We start from the raw sequence: 20,344 nt of genomic DNA, 5'->3' as shown, positions 1-20,344 counted from the left end.
TAGTAAAGTACGTGCTATTGAGAAATTTTAGAACTTGCTACCGTTACGAATCGTAGTTATTGGGGGTGGGGCAGCAGGATTTTTTGGCGCGATCGCTTGTGCTAAAGCCAATCCTGATGCCCAAGTTACCTTACTCGAAGCCAGTCGCCAACCCCTGGCGAAAGTGCTAATTTCTGGTGGCGGACGCTGCAACGTTACTCACGCTTGCTTTTCACCTGAGGAGTTAGTGCAAAATTACCCCAGAGGTGCAAAAGCTTTGCGGGGTGCTTTTACTCGTTTTCAGCCTCAAGATACAGTAGCTTGGTTTGCTACTCGCGGTGTCTATCTCAAAACTGAAACCGATGGCCGGATGTTTCCTGTCACCAATACTTCAGAAACCATTGTGGAATGTCTGATTAAAGCGGTGGCGACATCTGGGATAAAACTCCGTATCGGTACACATGTAACTTCGGTGACCGCAGCAGATGGGGAGTTTGATATTCTTCTGAAGTCGGAAGAGACGATTAAATGCGATCGCTTACTTCTGGCGACCGGCAGCAGCCTTGCGGGTTATAAAATTGTCCGAGAGTTAGGTCATCAAATTGAACCACCAGTACCCTCGTTATTTACCTTCAATATTCTCGATCAAAAGCTGCGGGAGTTAGCCGGAGTTAGCGTTAACCCGGCGCAATTGCGGTTATCGGGGGGCGGAAAATCCCAACTACAACAGACTGGGCCATTACTAATTACCCACTGGGGTTTGAGCGGCCCCGCAGTTCTGAAGCTTTCTGCTTGGGGTGCGAGAGTTCTGCACGAAAGCCGCTATCAAGCCACATTATTGATTAATTGGCTGCCTAATTTGCACCAAGAACAAGTGCGAGAAAAAGTTTTAGCAGTTAAGGATGAATGGGGAAAGAAAGCGATCGCATTGCATCGCGGCGTCGATCTACCCCATCGTCTTTGGCAATATATCATTGCCCGTGTAGGCATTACCACAGAAGACCGTTGGGCAGAAATATCTAGTAAAACCTTAAATCAACTGGTGCAAGAACTTACTCAAGGACAATATTTAATCAACGGTAAAGGAGCCTTTAAAGAAGAATTTGTTACCTGTGGCGGCGTCAAGCTCAAAGAAGTCAACTTCAAGACAATGGAAAGTCGGTTAGTTCCTGGTCTTTATTTTGCCGGAGAAATCTTAGATATTGATGGCGTTACCGGTGGGTTTAATTTCCAAAGTGCTTGGACAACCGGGTATTTAGCAGGGATAGCAATGGCGACTAGCGATTAGTCCCGCTACAGGGATTATGGCAGCTTAAGGGAGTTCGTAGTAAGGCGAAACTTCCTAGCGCTGCATTGGTTAAAGTCAACCTATTAGGTGCGATCGCAATTTCTTAGGGAACTCCAAAAAATAAATTATCCAATTTTTGGAATCAAAACGACTTTTCCTCCCCTTGCTCTAAAAGCGATGGGATATTTTTTTATTTGGAAGTCCCTTAGCGCTCACACAATCAGACAATAATAAACATTTGCAAAATCATAATAGGTATAGAAGCGATCGCACTGATAATAAAACATAACTGACTGGTTATCGGTTCTACCACCGAGAGTTAATGCAAATTCCCTGAAAGGTAGTACCGAAAACCTATAAATAAAGCTTATTTTAGGAGGCGGAACATGAACGCTCAATTACCGCTCATCATCGAATGTCGCTGTAATGATATGGACTATCGTAAGGATAATCCTAATTTTCCATACACTCCCCAAGAAATTATTAGAGAAGCGGTGCGTGCTTGGGAAGCGGGAGCCTCTATTTTTCACTGGCACGCGCGTGAACCAAACAGTGGCAAGTGGGTTAACGATGCCGAACTGTATCTTGAAGTGATTCAGGGAATTCGAGAAAAAACGGATTTGATTGTCGATCCTACTCTTGGCTACGTAGCAACACAAGGAAGTGTAGAGAAACGTGTCGCCCACATTTTGACAGCAAAAGCCGAGCCAGCACTGGGAGTGGACATGGTTCCTCTAGAATTTGGCTCTTTTAACGTAGACTTTTGGAACCCGAAAGCAAAGCAGTTTGAGACATCCGACCAAGTTTATAGTAATTCCCGCGCTCATATTCAGGAGCTACTAAAGATACTAAACCAACACAGTATTTTTGTAAGTTGCGCTTGCTGGGATATAGGGCAAATTCGCACGGCACGGTGTTTTCAAGAAATGGGACTCCTGTCACGGAATACGTTTTGGGAGTTAGTTTTTACTGGGGAAATTATGCCGACTGGCATTTTACCAACACTCCCTAACTTGCAGGCGGCATTAGATTCTATACCCTCTGGTCAACCTTGGCTAGTGATGTGTTGGAATGGAGATGTCATGCCTTTGGCATCCTGGGCAATTACACTAGGAGGACATGTTGGCATTGGACTTGGCGATTACCCTTATACTCGCTTTGGGAAGCCGCACAACGGTCAGTTAGTCGAAAAGGTTGTGGATATGGCGCATACACTCGGTCGTGAGGTAGCAACGCCAACACAGGCACGAGAAATTTTGAAGATCGAAGCACGTTCTGAAGCTAGTATTTCAAAAGTGGAAGCTACAGTATAAAAAACTACAATTAGCACCAAGGCTAACACTATCAACTCATTTTGCGTCTTGACACTTCAAGTAAAGTGTTACACAGTCAACCAGGTACGCGATCGCCAAGAAGCTTGTTCTTTAATTTGGCTTTGGACAAAAAAGGAAGAATGTCAAAATAATTCATAATTGTTAATTAACGCGATGTGCGGCTTATTCTTGGAACCTCGCTTCCATTCCTCTCACGCCACATGCTTTAAGTCAGGAAACCGCAAGGGCGCAGTGGCTCCCCCATAGGAATCTACGGTGTACACACAAGTCTTACCGCAGCCATATCTTTGTTAATAAATCTCGCACTGCGTTTCTATTCCGCCTCGGAATGAATTCCGAGTCTCATAGCCCAAGTCCACTAAGCGTGGACTGAATTAATCATTTAGTCCACGCTTAGTGGACTTTAGCTATCAGCCCTGAACTTCAGTTCTGGGCGGGATATCGGTCAGAGTTACAGTTTCACTATGACAAAAATGTGGGTAGAGGACGACTTGTGTATACACGGTAGCCCATAGTAATAGAGGCTTTGATTATTGCTCCCCAATCCTTGTAGAGAAGGGGTTGGGGATTAGGTTTAAGAAAAAGTCGCACACGGGGTTAATTGTGAATTAGTAATTATTCGGTAGTTGAAGTACTTCAACCTTGAGCGAATGTTAGGAACTGTCTGATTGCCTCACCAAGGCGCTGGCTCACTGTTACGCGTCTACAAAATTACTGTATTGGCTCATAAAGAGGGAAAATTATTTTGCCATTGTAGATCAATTTTGAACACACCCAACAATGAAATTCAGCGAAATCCTCCGTCAATTTGGTGAAGCGGTCACCAATCATAGCCTGACTAGCAACCCAGACTATGACCCAGAAATTACTGGGGTAGCAGCCATTGATGAAGCTACCAACGGTACTCTCAGCTACGTAGAAGGTGCAAAATTTGGGTCTTTTGTCGGTAAGACCAATGCTAGTGCTTTAATTTTGCCTCAAGACGAAAAATTACAGGTGCTTGCACAGGAAAGGGGTATTGTCTGGATAGCGAGTTCAGATCCGCGACTGTTGTTTGCCAAAGCGATCGCACTTTTTTACCAACCATATCGCCCCATTCCAGAAATTCATCCCACCGCTGTGATTCACTCCACGGCAAAAGTTGGTAATGATGTTTATATTGGCCCCCATGCTGTGATTCAACAAAGGGTGGAAATTGGCAATGGCGCAATTATTCATCCCAATGTAGTGATTTATCCAGATGCCAAAATAGGCGATCGCACCACTTTACACGCTAACTGTACCATCCACGAACGCACTCGCATCGGTGCAGATTGCGTTATTCACAGTGGTGCTGTTATCGGTGCGGAAGGCTTTGGTTTCGTTCCTACCCGCACTGGTTGGTTCAAAATGGAACAATCCGGCTATACAGTCTTAGAAGATGGCGTGGAAGTTGGCTGTAACAGTGGCATTGACCGCCCAGCCGTCGGAGAAACACGGGTAGGTCGCAATACAGTAATTGATAACTTAGTGCAAATAGGTCACGGTTGCCAAATTGGTGCTGGCTGTGCGATCGCAGGTCAGGTTGGCATGGCGGGAGGTGTTAAGCTGGGAAATCGCGTTATTTTAGCTGGACAAACAGGAATAGTCAACCAAGTGAAGATGGGAGATGGGGCGATGACATCTGCTCAAACTGGAATTCACAGCGATGTTGCACCAGGAGAAGTTGTCTGCGGAACTCCAGCCCTGCCTTACAAACTATATCTCAAGGTCTGTGCTGTTTATGGTCGTCTGCCAGATATGTATCAATCGCTAAAACAATTGCAACGTCAATTCAAAAATAGCAATGATTAAGCTGAAAGTTATCTAAATTGCATAACCAAATTTAAAAGAACTCTTGTGGGATGGGCATCTTGCTCGTCCCATTCTCCATTCTTTTTCAAGAGGATTTTGTTTTTATTCCTATTGACACATGACAAAAAAAGTTCCTTGATAATTTTATACCAACTTTAGAAAATTGTAGAAAAAAGTAGAAGATGACCCTATCTAATATCTTGTACAATATTCCTTCCTCTAACCAAGGAGGTGCAAATGAGTGAAAATCATTAGATAGAATTGGGCGATCCATCCATCTCCATTTTTTCCAATCTTCTTCATCTGCATATAATAATATCTTCGATCCCATTAGTTCACCTTGCTCATCGTAAATTTCAATAAAGTCACCGCTATTATCCCACCCATCATCTACATAACCGTGGATACAAATAGCGAAACTTATAACTTTATTGATAGAGATTTTAAAAACACGTATTTCACTTGCAGCGCGTTTTGCGTACCAAATATGTCGTTTAAAAGCATTCAAAATACCTGCTGGTACTTCTTCTTTTAAAGCTTTAATCGCAAATTCTTGAATGTTAATAGCTTCATCTTTAAATGTATCTTCAGGAGTAAAAATAACACATCCTATTTCAAATTTTTCTTGAAAAATATCGCAGATATTATCTTCAAGATTAGTTCTAATTTTTTCTTTGTAAAACTGTCTAATTGCTAACTTTCTCTCCATATAAAACCTTTTTCATGATTGTGTTTAATATATAAAACTCAAGCTTATTCTGCTTATTGCGACTTAGACAAAAAGTAGCCAGAAAAAACTCAAATGTATATGCAGACAGTTTGGTAGGGTGTGTTATCGCGCCAGCGTAACGCACCGTCAATGATTTCGGTGCGTTAGGACTTGCGTCCATAACGCACCCTACGAAACTACTAAAAGAGTTGAAACCTATGCTGGTCATACTTGTGTGTACACTGTAGCCTCATACATCGGGGGGACTAAAGGGGGTAATTAAAATCACAGCCAAACACTTTTCAAACAACCTCTAAGCCCCTTGTACTCCATAAACTTATTTATACCAATTCAATTAATGATTGCAACACATTCTTGGGTAAAGACGCGATGAATCGCGTCTCTACAAATGGTCTATTTGTTGCATTCTTTTTTCAAATTGGTATTAGAACTAGCCTTTCAAGGTAGGTAAAATTTTGCTCAATAAACTCTCTTTAACCTCTTAACTCTGTGTTCTCTGTGCCTCTGTGGTTAAATAAAAGACTTTTGAACCGCAAAGACGCGGAGAGCGCAGAGAGAAAAAAAGAGATTATACCAATCACATTGAAAAGGCTAGTCCTAAAACTAAAATCCTAATTTTTCCAACACTGACTTTGTGGAAACAACGTGGCGTTCTAAACCCAGTTCTTTTGGACTAACCCCAAGTGCTAAAGCAATCAACTGGGGTAAATGCAACACTGGTAAACCTAACTTCTGTTCAATCACCTTTTCTACCTCTGGCTGACGCGAATCTAAATTTAAGTGGCACAGAGGACAAGGCGTAACTATACAGTCAGCACCAGATGCTAAAGCGTCCTGAATATGCATCCCCGCCATCTTGAAAGATTGGGTAGTGGCATAGCTAGCCAGGGGCCAACCACAACATTGCGTCCGACCTCGGTAATAAATTGGTGTTGCACCCACCGCCCGAAACATATTTTCCATTGCTTCCGGTTGGAAGGGGTCATCATAGGGCATCGACTTTTGGGCGCGGAGGAGATAACAGCCATAAAAAGCCGCACATTTTAATCCAGTTAACTTCCGGGTGACACGTTTGGTAATTTCCTCTAAACCGTAATCTGTTACCAAGGCGTAGAGAAGATGTTTAACGTCGGTACTGCCGCGATAAGGGGAACAGCCTTCTTTATGCAGCAAGCCATTAACCTGTTGAATATAAGCCGGGTCAGAAGTCTTACATTCTTTTAGATGTTCGTTGACGTGACCGATAACACCTTGACAAGTGCTGCAATGGGTAAGTAAGGGCAAATTTAATTCTTCTGCTAGGGCAATATTTCTGGCGTTGACTGTATCTTCCAGCAGTTGAGAATCTTCTTTAAATGTGCCAGAACCGCAGCAAGCAGCTTTTTTAAGTTCAACCAGTTCAATGCCCAGTGCTTGAGTAAGTGCTTGAGTTGACTGGTAAAGTTCCCGACAGGCCCCTTGGGCAACACAACCGGGAAAGTAAGCGTATTTGAGTGTCTGAGATAGCATAGAGGTATGTTTGGGTTAGAGCGATCGCTCTAAACAATAACTGTTTTATCATCCCTTGTTAGCACTGAAGCTCTGATGTTTGACGTTCAGCGACCCTTTAACCGTCTAGGTTCAAAGCCGCAGCATCTACATATTCTTATTGCTAGCAAGGCTGTAAATACTGATAGAGACATTGTAAAAAAAATTAGCAATAATTAGACAACCGAAGCATTTACACAGTATCAGTGATGGCGTAGCACGCTCCACTGCCCAAGTGTTACAAGAAAACTTGCCCCATTTTTTTAGAAGAAAGGTTTTCTAACAGAAAAACCCTTGGCAGTATGCGGGCGATCGCGCTTGACGATAAGATGTATATGCTCAAAACAATGTCTCCCATAAAGAGCAGAACCTAGCAACTGGTTAAGGACTTTTATTATTTATGAGCCAAACGGAACTTTTTGATAAGGTCAAAAAAATCGTCATCGAACAACTGAGTGTTGAAGACGCTACCAAAATCACTCCCCAGTCCAAATTTATGGAAGATTTAGGAGCAGATTCCTTAGATACCGTTGAACTGGTGATGGCTTTGGAAGAAGAATTTGATATCGAAATTCCCGACGAAGCTGCCGAACAGATTGTATCGGTTCAAGACGCAGTAGATTACATCAATAACAAAGTTACCGCATCAGCTTAAAAAAGTTTTGAGTCTTTGAAGTTTAGATGGCTTTGTCTCGCCCCCTCTGGGCATCTAGACAAAAACCACTGCTTTGACTCACTGAGTGCTGAACGGTTAAAAGTTTAGGAGTTGGAGTTTTAGGAGGCAAAAGTTCGGAGTTTTCTCCATGCTTGGGTGCTTCCAAAACTCAGAACTCAGGACGGGCTAAACGCCCCGCTAACGCTAACGAAACTCAGTACTATTTAATGCCTGCTGCTTTTTCGCCACCTTTAACTGAATCATGACAGATTATACACGTAAACGCGTTGTTGTAACTGGTGTTGGCGCGATTACACCTATCGGTAACACAGCAACAGAATTTTGGGATGGATTATTGAGTGGACGTAATGGCATTGACCGCATCACATTTTTTGATGCATCTCGCCATGATTGCCGCATTGCTGGTGAAGTAAAAAACTTCGATCCACATGATTACTTGGAGCGCAAAGAGGCCAAGCGCATGGATCGATTTGCCCAATTTGGGGTTTCGGCAGCAAAACAGGCTCTAGCTAACGCGCAGTTAGTTATTAATGAACTGAATGCAGAACAGGTAGGTGTCATGATCGGTTCTGGCGTTGGTGGCATTAAGGTATTAGAAGACCAGCAAACTATCTACCTCAACCGTGGGCCCGATCGCTGTAGTCCATTCATGATACCGATGATGATCGCCAATATGGCAGCAGGATTAACGGCAATTCACACGGGTGCTAAAGGGCCAAATTCCTGCCCAGTAACTGCCTGCGCTGCTGGCTCTAACGCTGTAGGCGATGCTTTTCGCTTAATTCAAGGGGGATATGCCCAGGCGATGATTTGCGGCGGAACAGAGTCTGCTGTAACACCATTATCGATGGCTGGGTTTGCCGCTTGCAAAGCCCTCTCTTTTCGCAATGACGATCCGGCTCATGCTTGCCGTCCCTTTGACCGCGATCGCGACGGATTTGTCTTGGGTGAAGGTTCAGGAATTTTAATTCTCGAAGAACTGCAACACGCTCTCAGTCGCGGCGCTCACATTTATGCCGAAATGATCGGCTATGGTATGACCTGTGACGCTTACCATATGACTTCCCCTGTCCCTGGTGGGCTGGGAGCCGCTAGAGCAATAGAACTAGCGCTCAAAGATGCCAAGATAACTCCCGAACAGATTAGCTATATTAATGCTCATGGCACTAGTACCCCAGCTAATGATTCAACTGAAACCTCAGCAATCAAAAAAGCTTTGGGAGAACATGCTTATAAGGTGGCAATTAGCTCCACCAAATCAATGACAGGTCATTTATTAGGCGGTTCTGGAGGTATTGAAGCAGTCGCAACAGTACTGGCGATCGCTAATGACCAAATTCCACCGACAATCAATCTGGAAAATCCCGATCCAGAGTGTGACTTAGATTACGTGCCTAACTTTAGCCGCGCTCAAAAAGTCGAAGTGGCAATATCCAATTCTTTTGGGTTTGGCGGTCATAATGTCACACTGGCCTTTAAGAAATACGTCTAAAAATTTGCCATTTTATTGCTGGTCGGCTCTCCTGAGATGACTGTGCCAAAAGTATCAGAAATATCATTCCGATATAAAGTAAGCGTTCAGCATGACCCAATTATCAGCTTGATTTATCACCATAAACTCAGGAGATCCCGCTTGTCCATCGACAAGCGGGAATGGGATGATGAGGATACTGTGGGGAATCTAAAATAACCCCAGCAAGAGAAGCTACGAAGAGTGCTAACCCGTCGTTAAAAACAAGAGATTATGACTGTTGCAACCCAATCCGCCAAAGAATTGTCCGTCGAAGAACTGGCTATTAACTCGATCCGCTTCTTGGCTATTGATGCCGTAGAAAAAGCAAAATCGGGACACCCAGGACTACCAATGGGCGCGGCTCCGATGGCTTTTGTTCTCTGGGATCGCTTTTTGAAGTTTAATCCCAAGAATCCCAAATGGTTTAATCGCGATCGCTTTGTCTTGTCTGCCGGTCATGGCTCGATGTTGCAGTACGCCCTGCTTTACTTGACAGGCTACGACAGTGTAAGCATTGAAGATATCAAACAATTCCGTCAATGGGAATCCAAAACCCCCGGACACCCCGAAAACTTCATGACCCCAGGCGTGGAAGTTACCACTGGCCCCTTGGGTCAAGGGATTGCCAATGGAGTTGGTTTAGCGATCGCCGAAGCGCACCTTGCCGCTAAATTTAACAAACCCGATAGCAAGATTGTTGACCATTACACCTACGTAATTGTAGGTGACGGTTGCAACATGGAAGGAATTTCCGGTGAAGCTTGTTCTTTTGCAGGACACTTGGGATTAGGCAAACTCATCGCTCTGTACGACGACAACCACATTTCCATCGACGGTTCCACAGATGTGGCATTTACCGAAGATGTTTCCAAGCGCTTTGAAGCTTACGGTTGGCACGTCCAACACGTCGAAGACGGCAATACCGATTTAGAAGCGATCGCCAAAGCAATTGAAGCGGCTAAAGCTGTCACCGATAAGCCATCTTTCATCAAAGTAACAACCATTATTGGTTACGGTTCCCCGAATAAAGCAAACACTGCTGGCGTTCACGGTGCTGCCCTTGGTGGAGACGAAATAGCATTAACTCGGAAAAATTTGGGTTGGGAATACGAGCCTTTCGTAATACCCGAAGAAGCCCTCAACCACACACGCAAAGCAGTTGAGCGCGGCGCAAGCTACGAAACCGAATGGAACAAAACCTTTGCGGACTACAAAGCTAAGTATGCCCAAGAAGCGGCTGAATTTGAACGCTACCTAAGCGGCAAGCTACCCGACGGTTGGGATAAGGTACTACCCACCTACACCCCAGAAGATAAAGGAATACCCACCCGCAAACACTCAGAAAACTGCCTCAACAAACTAGCGGCAGTTCTACCTGAATTGATTGGTGGTTCGGCTGACTTAACCCACTCCAACTTGACCGAAATCAAGGGTAAGGGCGACTTCCAAAAAGGACACTACGAAAACCCCAACATCCACTTTGGTGTGCGGGAACATGCTATGGGCGCAATCTGTAATGGTATAGCCCTGCACACTTCAGGATTAATCCCCTACGGTGCTACCTTCTTGATCTTCACAGATTACATGCGTGCTGCCATCCGCTTATCCGCCCTTTCCCAAGCTGGTTCGATTTGGGTGATGACTCACGATTCCATTGGACAAGGTGAAGATGGGCCAACACACCAACCCATTGAAACTCTAGCTTCCTTACGAGCTATTCCTAATTTATTAGTGTTTCGTCCCGCAGACGGTAACGAAACCTCTGGCGCTTATAAAATAGCGATTGAAAAAGCGAAGCAAAACGCTCCATCTCTATTGGCGTTCACCCGTCAAAACGTTCCCAACTTGGCTGGTACATCGGTTGAGGGCGTAGCAAAGGGTGGATACACCGTGGTGGATAGCGAAGGTACACCTGATATCATCCTGATTGGTACTGGTTCAGAACTGAGCCTCGCCGTCGGCGCAGCCGAAAAACTTAAAGCTGAAGGTAAGAAAGTTCGTGTTGTCTCGCTACCTTCATGGGAACTGTTTGAAGCACAGGATGCGGCTTATAAAGAGTCCATTCTGCCGAAAGCTGTCACCAAGCGTTTGTCTGTAGAAGCTGCCGCTAGTTTCGGTTGGCACAAATACGTGGGTACTGAAGGCGATACTGTTAGTATCGATCGCTTTGGTGCTTCAGCTCCAGGCGGTGTTTGTTTAGAGAAGTTTGGTTTTAGCGTTGATAATGTGTTAGCTAAGGCTAAACAATTGTTGGGTTAATAGCAACAGAATATTCTCAAAATAGTGTAGGGTGGGCTGAAAAGCCCGCCTTTTTTATGTAAAGAAAGATTAGCTATAATTGGAGTAATAAGTTACTAATTGGGAGGAAGTTATGCAGGAAGTTTCTGAGGAAAGAGACGTACTTCTAGCCCGGATAACAAAAATTGTAGAACATTTGATGCAAAAGGATAATAGCTATCACTATTATCTAGATAAAGATAAAGCAATTAAAATGATATTTAAATACTATTCTGAGAAAGTTTCTATGGAGGAACTAAAAGCTATGTCTGATTTCAGATTAACAGGGTTTGTTGAGGGAGATATGATGACTTTGTTATTGATTGAAGGGGAAGATGATATAGACCTTAAAGCAATGTCTTATGTTTAGATATAGTAAATTCCTAAGCAGAAGAATGATTTTTTGTTATATAACTTAATATAATGATTAGAAACAAGCTGATCGCGTTATGATTTATAACGCACTATACTTTTATAGTACAATAGTACTAAATTAGTCCAAAATTACTATTTATACTGAGAGGCAGTATGAAAGCAGAGCTTCTCAAGAGATTTTTTAGAGCGATCGCTAGTTCAGATCAAGAAGCGATTGACAAGCTGACATATTTAGTGATTGAGGAAGAACGCACTAAGGGGCATACTCTCTTAGCTGACCAGTTAGAGAATATCACTAAAAAAAGCCAGAAAGAGAAGCCTACTAACATCAGCAAACCTGCTTCTTCAATACCAGAAAACTTACACTCATTAACTGAATTATCAACCAGTAAGCGATTTAATCTTCCCCTAGTAACTATCATACCAAGGGATCATTTGCGGCATCACATGGTGTTGCCAATAAATATTGAAAAACGTTTCTGTCGAATTGAACGCGAGTATGCGGCTAGAGATAGGCTTGCTCATCATGGATTGCGTTACAGACAAAAAATTCTTTTATATGGGCCTCCTGGGTGTGGAAAGACGCTAGGAGCAGAACGTTTAGCTTGGAATACAGGATTACCACTTTTGAAAGTTCGGTTTGATGCAATGGTGTCGTCTTTTTTAGGCGAAACTGCCAGCAATTTAAGACTTGTATTTGAGGATGCCTCAAAAAGTCCATGTTTATTGTTTCTTGATGAATGTGACTCAATTGCTAAGACACGAGAAGACTCTCAAGAAGTAGGAGAAATTAAGCGAGTAGTCAATACATTTCTTCAAATTTTGGATGAGTATCAACCTTCTTCAGGGCTTTTAGTAGCAGCAACGAATTTGAATAAATCTCTGGATACTGCTCTTTGGAGAAGATTTGATGATTTGATCGCAGTACCCAAACCCGGAGAACAGGAGCTAGAATTTATACTAAAGGAAACACTATCTGCAATTGAAGTGGGATCTATCAACTGGCCAAGGCTCATTGAGCAGATGAGAGATTTTTCTGCCGCTCAAGCTGTGAGAGTTGCACAAGATGCAGCTAAAAGAGCAATCCTTGAGCGAGAGGAGCTAGTTATTCAAGAACACTTAGAAGAAGCGATCGCAGAAATCAAAGTTTCCTAGTATTAATTTTTGGTGTCTGGATAAATAAATGGTTGAAAGTTCTCAGGGTTTTCCGCATATTACGCTTAGGTTGACAAAACAAGGAAGCGCTGTACCACCAACAGGAGGAGGAAAAAAGAATTCCATCACAGTCGATAATCTGGGGAATCGCCAGGGACATGGAAGTAAACTCAAAGGTTCAGTTGAATCCTTAATCTTTGATTGGCAAGATACTCAAGAAAAACGTGAGCAAGAAGGAAAGCCACCACTTCCTGAAAAATCTAAACCTATCATTTTAAAGATAGATCCTATTGCTTTCGATGTAGAGGATCTGAGAAAGTATGGTATTGAGGTCATTGCTGAATTAGAAGATGGATATATTATTGGGGCTTCTGCTAATGATCCAGAACTTAGTAAACTACAAACAAAAATAGAACAATTTATTAAAGCAGAACGAGGTGGTAATAAAATTGCCGAAATATGGGAAATTTTGAATGGAACTAAAAGACCAGAATATATTTTATCACCAGAATTGCTTAATGAATGGGAACAAATCACTGACGATAACATTTTTATAGTAGATGTGGGAATTTCCTGTATAGGCACTAAGTCTCAATTTTCTGATTATCCAGAACAAAAGCCTAACGAAACCGATGAAAAGTATACTAGACGAGTTCGTGAATGGATAAATAAACGTGATTCAACATACCAACAATGGGATGATATCAAGTCGGAAAGAGAAGATGAATTTACAGATTTTGTTCAAGGATATCAAGGAGAAATTTTCAATATTATTGATGGACATATTCCTAATTCGGCTCAACTACCAGATAGTTTTTCTTGCAGAATTGAAATTTCTGGTAAGGGATTAAAAGATTTAGTTTTAAATTTTCCGTATATTTTTGATGTCAGTTTACCTGATAATATAACTGAATTTGTTAAGTCTGAAACTTTATCAGATGTTGGTAATATCGATTTTCAACTAGAGCCACCAGAATCAAATGCTCCTAATGTATGTGTTATTGATAGTGGTATTCAAGAAAGTCATTTTCTTTTAAAAGCAGCGATTGATTCACAAAGTTCAAGGTCTTGGGTTCCAGGAGAAACTCATACAGCTGCTGACTATTATGGCAACGGTGGACATGGAACTAGAGTAGCTGGTGCGGTTCTTTATCCCAGGACTATACCCCGCAGTGGCAAGGAAAAATCTATTTGCTGGATTCAAAATGCAAGAGTTCTAGATGCTAACTGCGAACTCCCTAAACAACTATTTCCCCCAATTTTTCTATGTGAAATTGTAAAAATTTACTACGACCAAACAAAAACAAGAATTTTTAATCATTGTATTGCTGGGTCTGTTCCCTGTCGAACCCAATATATGAGTTCTTGGGCAGCAACTATTGATAATCTGACATGGACAAAGGATATCCTGTTTATTGTCGCAGCTGGTAATTTACCTTCCGAAGGCGGGAAAATAGGCTATACAAGATTATCTGTGAAAGAACATCTGGCAGCCAATCGACCATATCCAGATTATCTATTAGAAAATTCATGTAGAATTGCTAACCCTGCACAAAGCTTTCAAGCTTTAACAGTTGGTTCAATTGCTCTAAGTTATTACCATCAATTTCCCTATTCTTCTATCTCACAGAAGGATAAACCTTCAGCTTTTTCATGTTCTGGATTGGGAATTTGGAAGACAATTAAGCCAGAAGTCGTTGAATATGGTGGGGATTTTGTTATAGACGAAGGTACACCACCTAACATTACATATCCTCAAAATGTTTGTCCTGAATTAGTGCGTTCAACATTGAATGGTGGGCCTGCACTTGCTGCTGACAAAGTGGGAACATCATTTGCAGTACCAAAAGTAAGCCATATTGCTGCACGTTTAGCTGCTGATTTACCCAATGAGAATTGCCTTCTTTACCGTGCATTAATAGTCCAATCAGCAAGGTGGCCTGAATGGACAATGGCAGATGATGTTAAAAAATTGCACGTTCTTCGTCAAATTGGTTATGGTCTTCCCGATGTTGATCGTGCTTTGGGTAATGCTCCCAATAGAATCACTTTGATGACAACAGAAGAGCGGCGTATTGTAGCTAAACAAGCTCATGTTTACCAAGTAAAACTCCCAGAAAAATTACGTTCTCAAGGAGAGCGATTTAAGATTCTTCTGGAGGTTACTTTATCGTACAAAGCCCAACCACGTCGAACCCGTAGAAATCGCCGAAAATATCTTTCAACTTGGCTGGATTGGGAATGTAGTAAAAAAGGAGAAGATCCAGAACGCTTTCTGAAAAGGATTTTAAAAGAGTATGATGCTCCAGAGGATGCTGAAAAGGGAGAGGGTATTTTTAAATGGATGCTAGGAAAACAAAATAATCACGGAATAATTAAAGATGTATCCAGAAGTGCAGGAACCCTTCAAAAAGATTGGGCTGTTGTAGATTCATTTGAACTCACAGAAGCATTTTCTATTGCAGTTGTTGGACATGAAGGTTGGAACAATGACCCAGAAGCTAGTGTTCCATACTCTCTAGTTGTGAGCTTTGAAGCCATACAAGTTGATATTCCAATTTATACGTCAATTGTCGAGGCTCAAGTTGAAACAGAGATTCAACCCCCGATAGAAATTCAATCTATTGTAGTTAGCTGAGGCGATCGCACCCTCCCAACTAACTATAAAAATGCCATATTACTTATTACCCCTCACATCTAGGAGCTTCCCATGATATGGTTGCGCTGGTGGGATAATCAAGGTAATTTGCTACAGACAGGATGGGAGCGATGTCTACGACGGGCTACGCCTACGCAACACCTGGCTACTAAACTAAGATAATTAAATATTAACCCCGACTAGTTAGTTTAATTATTTTGGCAACTATCTTTAGATAGATAGGGTAAACACTACGCGATTTTTCATGAGAAATCACTTGCCAATCATGAGAAAACCTTTAATCCATATTTAATTGATTTTGTCAATATGTAATCTCCAGAATGACCTAATAAATCAGCAAGGCCTTCTGTAGACTGAATCTATATTCATGCTTTCAGGGGATGTAGTTATAGCTTTGCAAATGCGACCATATAGATGTTCTCGAACAATAAATAGTTACTGTTGTTTTAGATAAATAAAAAAATTAGATTTTATTTCGACTCCAGTAACTTTGGTTTTTAGCCAATTGTTTGATGTTTTGAGAAGGTAATACAATGAATAACATCCTAAAACGCACACTTCTACCCAGCCTCATGGCTGCAAGTTTAGCTGGCGTCAGCTTAGTTCCCGCGAAACCTGCTGCTGCTGATGACCAAGTACTACGAGATGCAGGTATTGGGGCTGTTACCAATGTGGTAACCGGAGCTGTTAGGGGAAATGGTAGTGTATTAGGCAATGCTGTCAAAGGCGGTGTCACTGGCGCAGCCGTCAATGGTGCAAATGGTCTAAGAAGCAATCGCGCTCGCGCTCGCGGTCATCGGAATATTGGTCAAGATGTAGGAGTTGGTGCTGGTGCTAGCGCAGTAACTGGCGTTGTTACTGGCGATAGCAAAGATACCCTTGGTAATGCTGTTGATGGTGCGGCTGTAGGTGCAGCAATCCATCTATTAACCAATGGCAAATAATTCGTAAATTCATCAGCTGAAATACTTCCGAACGGTTAACGAACTTATCCCTCCCTAATACCTCTGCTACCTAAAATGAGCAAAACCAACCTCGCTTCCCTACTAGGCAAGCGAGGTTGAAGGGTTAGATTAATATTGAGATATATGCCACCCTCAGTAAGGGATGACGTTAGACTTAATAGTAAACTCTAGCCCTTCAGCGCCTTTCTAAAGTTTCGACGATAGGATTGATTTGTAATAAACAAAGCTGGCCATAGCAAAGATAAACCAATGCGATTGGTCAAGGTTGGATTAAAATTAGTCCGCCCAAACCCATTCCAAAACTTCCAAACGCCGCCTCCGTAAAGCCCGATTAAGACAATAAAAATTAAGGTACTCATTCCCATCAACTCCGTTAGTAACTGAGAGAGTTTAAGTTAAGTTTTAGCACACGAGGTAAGCACTTCATCAGCAACACTGAGAAGGTATGAAAAAACTCCTCAGTCTCTGACATCTAAATCAGTTAAACACATATTCTCTTATTCCAGTGTAAGATAGCTTCACGTATTGCAGCTAGTTATCACTGGTGGCAAGGTAATCAAGGACGTAAACACCATTTTATAGTTGATTTACTGGGACTGTAATCGCGCTAGTTGGAGGCTGATACAGTTCACCTATCGTGTACAAAGGCTAAAAGCGTTGGATTAAATGCATAAAGCCTACATTCGGCAGGTTTCAAAAGTCCGGGCAAGCGGATTTAGTAAAAATACCGCAGCCTTTAGCCTGTCAGTGTTTGTCCAAGATGAAACGGAGTAGTTATTTTCTGGGTATTTTAACGCTTCTCTAACCTTTGAAGATTGACTGCAATCTGCGTAAAAACTGCAAAGTTAGCGCATTCTCCTTATGCTTCATCTACCCAATAAAGATAATATCGTTCGCTATCCAGCCAGCCTCTCTGAAAATCTTTGATAGAAACAATCTTTAAATCATTGCGGTTGACATTCAGTTTGTTATTTAAAATCAGCAAAATTTTCTTTTGCTGATTTTGATTTTTGAGGAGAGAATTAATTTGGCTTAATATCTCAGCTTGTTCGACATCTTGCCGACCTTCTTTAAATAGGGTAAAGCTTCCCATTTTTTGAAGCTCAGGATAGTAAAACTTACGATTGAGATAACCAGATAAAGGAGCCATATTTGCATCTCGACTGGCAACAATAAACTCTTTATCTAAGCTAGATTTTTGAATATATTGAGATGTTTCTCGACTGGCAGAAAATGGTACAACTAAATCTCTTGAAAAACTATAAATACCTCCCCCAAACTGGGCATAAAGAATTACCATGAAAGCGATATGATGCCATTGTTGAACAAATCTAATTGAATTTGGACGTAGAGAGAACTTATTTAGTAAAACTATAGAGTCTTGATAATAACTCCCTAGCCATAAAGCCGCTATCAGAACTAAATAAAAATGTCCAAAATGCCGAGGCATACCTATAAATCTCAAGTATGTAAAGGCAAATATTACACAATTACCTATAATGTAGAAAAATAAAGGAACTGGCTTTTTAGATAATTTAATTAAGGTTAAAATTACAATAAATAGAGCAATTATCGCACAAACAATTAAATCCAGCCATTTTTTGTGTGCAGGAATAATTAATAAATAACTACCAAATATTCTCCCAATGCTTCTCAAAAAATGCCGAATATCTAATTGCATTACCCAACCATTATTTAACCCACCATGAAGATAACTATTTGTTGGAGGAGTAATAATATAAATGGATAAGATAAAAGAAACTGTGATAATTACAATACTTAAAAATAAGTCGTATTTTTGGCTTTGACTAAAATACTGTTGGCGATGTTCGCTATCAAAACAAAATTCAACTAGCAAAGTCAATAATAAAGAAAATGATACTAATAAACCATAAGCACTACTATTTGCTAGTAAACCCAATAAAATTGCTAAATAAGCATAAGTTATTTTTCTTGATGAAAAAATCGTACAGAATACAAAAACAAACAACATGCTAAAGGCATAGTTTCGAGAAATTAAAAGATATTCGTAAAAAGGAAAGAACCCAAAGGAAAACAAAAATTTTTGTTGATAGTTAAAAGGGCTATATAGGCAAAAAATAGTAACCGAACCAACAGTAATTGCCAAATGAAAAATTTGCATGATCGTAGGATTATCAACTATTTTCCTCAAGAGCGCCAGAGAAAAATACCATAGAATTGGATGACCTTCATAATGAATATTTGCAATTAAATCTCCAAAAGATTGACTATCTCTGACAATAAGCCAGGGATTTAGTTCATCTCGCCACATCGAATGGTTGAGAATACCTATTAAACCAAGAACAGAAAAAAGAATGATAATAAACCAAGGAGAATGAAAAGACAATTTTGAAGTATATTTGATGATTTGTTTGTTTAGCATTGTTAGTTGAAAATGAACTTTCTTTGGATAAAAGTGATATGTAGCAATCTTGAATGAGTTGTGAAAAATAGTTTTTTAAACGACCACTTCAGACGAGAGCATCCCAATTTTACAAATCGACTAAGATAATGAGTCGTCATTGCGAATGAAGAGAAGCGGAATGTTAGTCTTTGGCGTTCCCGTAGCGTAGCGATCGCAATGACAAATTTGTTTTTACACATTTGGGATGCTCCTCTCCAGACGCAGAAAACAGGGAGAGATCGCAAATAGAGATTTTCACAGCGGCTTTGCCGACTTGAAGCGTTTGGCGTGTGACTTCCAGCCGCCAAGGCAGTAATAAATTAAACTTTATAAACATCCTCCAAAGCCTTTTCACTTTCAAGTTGCTACAAATGGGTAGCACAAACGTTGATTTCTAGTTCTGATAATTTTCTGGTATACCCACTGGTGATAAACCCGCGATCGCTTTTAGGTTTTGGCAACGAATCAACTCAGTAAAATTTAAACTGGCACGCCCTTCAATTTTGGCTACCGCTTCAATTGCAGATGACAAGTGTTGCGCTGCTTCAACTTCGGAATAACCGCGCCGTTGTGCTATGCGAATTGCTGCTGCATCGGCATTTAACTCTGACTCTTGAGATTTATTAGTGCGCCAGATCCGAAAAGCAGCGAGCGCACTTAATCCCCCGGCTACGGCTACACCCACCACATCTGACTGTGCTGCTTCCAAGAATCCGCCTAACAGCCCCGCCAGTACTACGCCTTGATAAATGTCGGGTTTAAACCACTTCACGCCCGTCAACCAGCTAACCATCTGCAACAGCAGCAAGTCTCGTTGCGGCTTTGTCAAGCGACGCCACAAATCGAAATTAATATATATCGGTCGCGCCTGATTCCAGGGTTGGGGAAAGGAGGCGTCAATCACTTTTGCCTGCTCTGGTTTACTAACGATTTTTGTCGTCATCCGACCAGAAGCAGGCATCACATCTAACAAACGGCGAATTTCAACATTTGGCTCCATAAATTTAATTATTAGCCATAATGTGCATGGTAACTATTTTAGTTATCATTCGTGTTAATCTTTGATTTGTGAGATGCTCTGGCAGTCTTTCTAAATGGCTGTTCTATTGATTGGTGAAAACCTCTGCAAATTGTGATTTGTGAGACCAGATAAAGCCATAAGAATATTGATTAAGCAGTTTGATAGTGTGGCGCGGGATTTTATAGTACTCCTTTGCCCCCAAGTTCAAAACCTTAAAGTTTTGGATAACCATTGATACTACATTTATAACGACATGGACGCTTTTGCTTCCCTCCCACCTGAATGGACGAATAAGGCAATACATGCCTATGAGTTTTGCTGTCCTAGCTGCCGCTCAAGCAGCCTGGAAGCTGAAAAAGTTTGGCTAAATCGGCGATCGCCTGTACTTACAGAAGACCGTCGTCGCAAATGGCAAGAGTTCTACTATTGCCACTGTGGTTCTGTGTGGTGGGCTTGGAGTAGCGATCGCCCCTCAACAGATATATCTAGTCAGCCAGATTATAATCCCACATAGCTAATTTTTCTTGAACAAAAGCCCACCTCAAGGCGGGCTTTTGTTTATCTAATTCTGAGCTTTTCCCATCACC

General features: G+C 41.6%; 17 protein-coding genes. 11 read left to right on the top strand and 6 right to left on the bottom strand.

All coding sequences use genetic code 11. From position 1 onward, the window contains the following. Positions 1-34 precede the first annotated feature (34 nt). From V7L01_RS22725 to lpxD, 3 genes are all read left to right on the top strand, one after another. A complete protein-coding gene (locus tag V7L01_RS22725) occupies positions 35-1,267 on the top strand; it encodes an NAD(P)/FAD-dependent oxidoreductase (protein ID WP_335038707.1) in 1,233 nt (410 codons plus the stop codon). A gap of 386 nt (positions 1,268-1,653) precedes the next feature. Continuing rightward, positions 1,654-2,580 (top strand): 3-keto-5-aminohexanoate cleavage protein, encoded by a 927-nt coding sequence (locus tag V7L01_RS22720; RefSeq protein ID WP_335038705.1) that lies wholly within the window; start codon positions 1,654-1,656, stop codon positions 2,578-2,580. 801 nt (positions 2,581-3,381) lie between these two features. Then, positions 3,382-4,434, top strand: a complete 1,053-nt coding sequence (lpxD, locus tag V7L01_RS22715) for a UDP-3-O-(3-hydroxymyristoyl)glucosamine N-acyltransferase (RefSeq protein ID WP_335038703.1) — start codon at positions 3,382-3,384, stop codon at positions 4,432-4,434. Between the two features lie 85 nt (positions 4,435-4,519). Here the strand turns inward: lpxD and V7L01_RS22710 are convergent, their stop codons facing one another. Both V7L01_RS22710 and V7L01_RS22705 read right to left on the bottom strand, forming a co-directional pair. Continuing rightward, positions 4,520-5,143, bottom strand: coding sequence for a hypothetical protein (locus tag V7L01_RS22710; RefSeq protein ID WP_335038701.1), 624 nt, complete (start codon positions 5,141-5,143; stop codon positions 4,520-4,522). A gap of 624 nt (positions 5,144-5,767) precedes the next feature. After that, positions 5,768-6,673: a CoB--CoM heterodisulfide reductase iron-sulfur subunit B family protein gene (locus V7L01_RS22705; RefSeq protein WP_335038700.1), complete on the bottom strand. Its 906-nt coding sequence runs from the start codon at positions 6,671-6,673 to the stop codon at positions 5,768-5,770. Between the two features lie 418 nt (positions 6,674-7,091). Between V7L01_RS22705 and acpP the strand changes: the two genes are divergently transcribed. The 7 genes from acpP to V7L01_RS22670 all read left to right on the top strand — a co-directional run bounded on the left by acpP (position 7,092) and on the right by V7L01_RS22670 (position 16,290). After that, positions 7,092-7,346, top strand: coding sequence for an acyl carrier protein (acpP, locus tag V7L01_RS22700; RefSeq protein ID WP_335038698.1), 255 nt, complete (start codon positions 7,092-7,094; stop codon positions 7,344-7,346). Between the two features lie 262 nt (positions 7,347-7,608). Beyond that, the gene (gene fabF / locus V7L01_RS22695) at positions 7,609-8,859 is read left to right on the top strand and encodes a beta-ketoacyl-ACP synthase II (protein WP_335038696.1); all 1,251 of its coding nucleotides are present in this window, start codon (positions 7,609-7,611) and stop codon (positions 8,857-8,859) included. 252 nt (positions 8,860-9,111) lie between these two features. Then, positions 9,112-11,139, top strand: coding sequence for a transketolase (tkt, locus tag V7L01_RS22690; protein WP_335038695.1), 2,028 nt, complete (start codon positions 9,112-9,114; stop codon positions 11,137-11,139). A gap of 112 nt (positions 11,140-11,251) precedes the next feature. Then, complete coding sequence (locus tag V7L01_RS22685; protein ID WP_335038693.1) at positions 11,252-11,527, top strand: hypothetical protein; 276 nt, start codon at positions 11,252-11,254, stop codon at positions 11,525-11,527. Positions 11,528-11,685: 158 nt separating this feature from the next. Beyond that, positions 11,686-12,687, top strand: coding sequence for an ATP-binding protein (locus tag V7L01_RS22680; RefSeq protein WP_335038691.1), 1,002 nt, complete (start codon positions 11,686-11,688; stop codon positions 12,685-12,687). A gap of 28 nt (positions 12,688-12,715) precedes the next feature. Beyond that, complete coding sequence (locus tag V7L01_RS22675) at positions 12,716-15,325, top strand: S8 family peptidase (RefSeq protein WP_335038689.1); 2,610 nt, start codon at positions 12,716-12,718, stop codon at positions 15,323-15,325. 554 nt (positions 15,326-15,879) lie between these two features. Next, the gene (locus tag V7L01_RS22670) at positions 15,880-16,290 is read left to right on the top strand and encodes a hypothetical protein (protein ID WP_335038688.1); all 411 of its coding nucleotides are present in this window, start codon (positions 15,880-15,882) and stop codon (positions 16,288-16,290) included. A 188-nt stretch (positions 16,291-16,478) separates the two neighbouring features. Here the strand turns inward: V7L01_RS22670 and V7L01_RS22665 are convergent, their stop codons facing one another. From V7L01_RS22665 to V7L01_RS22650, 4 genes are all read right to left on the bottom strand, one after another. Continuing rightward, the gene (locus tag V7L01_RS22665) at positions 16,479-16,670 is read right to left on the bottom strand and encodes a hypothetical protein (RefSeq protein ID WP_335038686.1); all 192 of its coding nucleotides are present in this window, start codon (positions 16,668-16,670) and stop codon (positions 16,479-16,481) included. Between the two features lie 500 nt (positions 16,671-17,170). Further along, positions 17,171-18,715, bottom strand: coding sequence for a hypothetical protein (locus V7L01_RS22660; protein ID WP_335038684.1), 1,545 nt, complete (start codon positions 18,713-18,715; stop codon positions 17,171-17,173). A gap of 163 nt (positions 18,716-18,878) precedes the next feature. After that, on the bottom strand, positions 18,879-19,073 hold the full coding sequence (locus V7L01_RS22655) for a hypothetical protein (RefSeq protein ID WP_335038682.1): 195 nt from the start codon (positions 19,071-19,073) through the stop codon (positions 18,879-18,881). Positions 19,074-19,130: 57 nt separating this feature from the next. Then, complete coding sequence (locus tag V7L01_RS22650; protein WP_335038680.1) at positions 19,131-19,736, bottom strand: DUF3318 domain-containing protein; 606 nt, start codon at positions 19,734-19,736, stop codon at positions 19,131-19,133. A gap of 274 nt (positions 19,737-20,010) precedes the next feature. On the opposite strand from V7L01_RS22650, the gene V7L01_RS22645 reads away from it, so the two are divergent. After that, entirely contained in the window at positions 20,011-20,271 is a 261-nt protein-coding gene (locus V7L01_RS22645; RefSeq protein WP_335038678.1) for a hypothetical protein, read from the top strand. The last annotated feature ends 73 nt before the right edge of the window (positions 20,272-20,344 follow it).

It is taken from the genome of Nostoc sp. (assembly GCF_036917095.1).
GTDB lineage: Bacteria > Cyanobacteriota > Cyanobacteriia > Cyanobacteriales > Nostocaceae > Nostoc.
The sequence above is the reverse complement of the archived record's forward strand: the minus strand, read 5'-3'. Positions and strand labels throughout refer to the sequence as shown.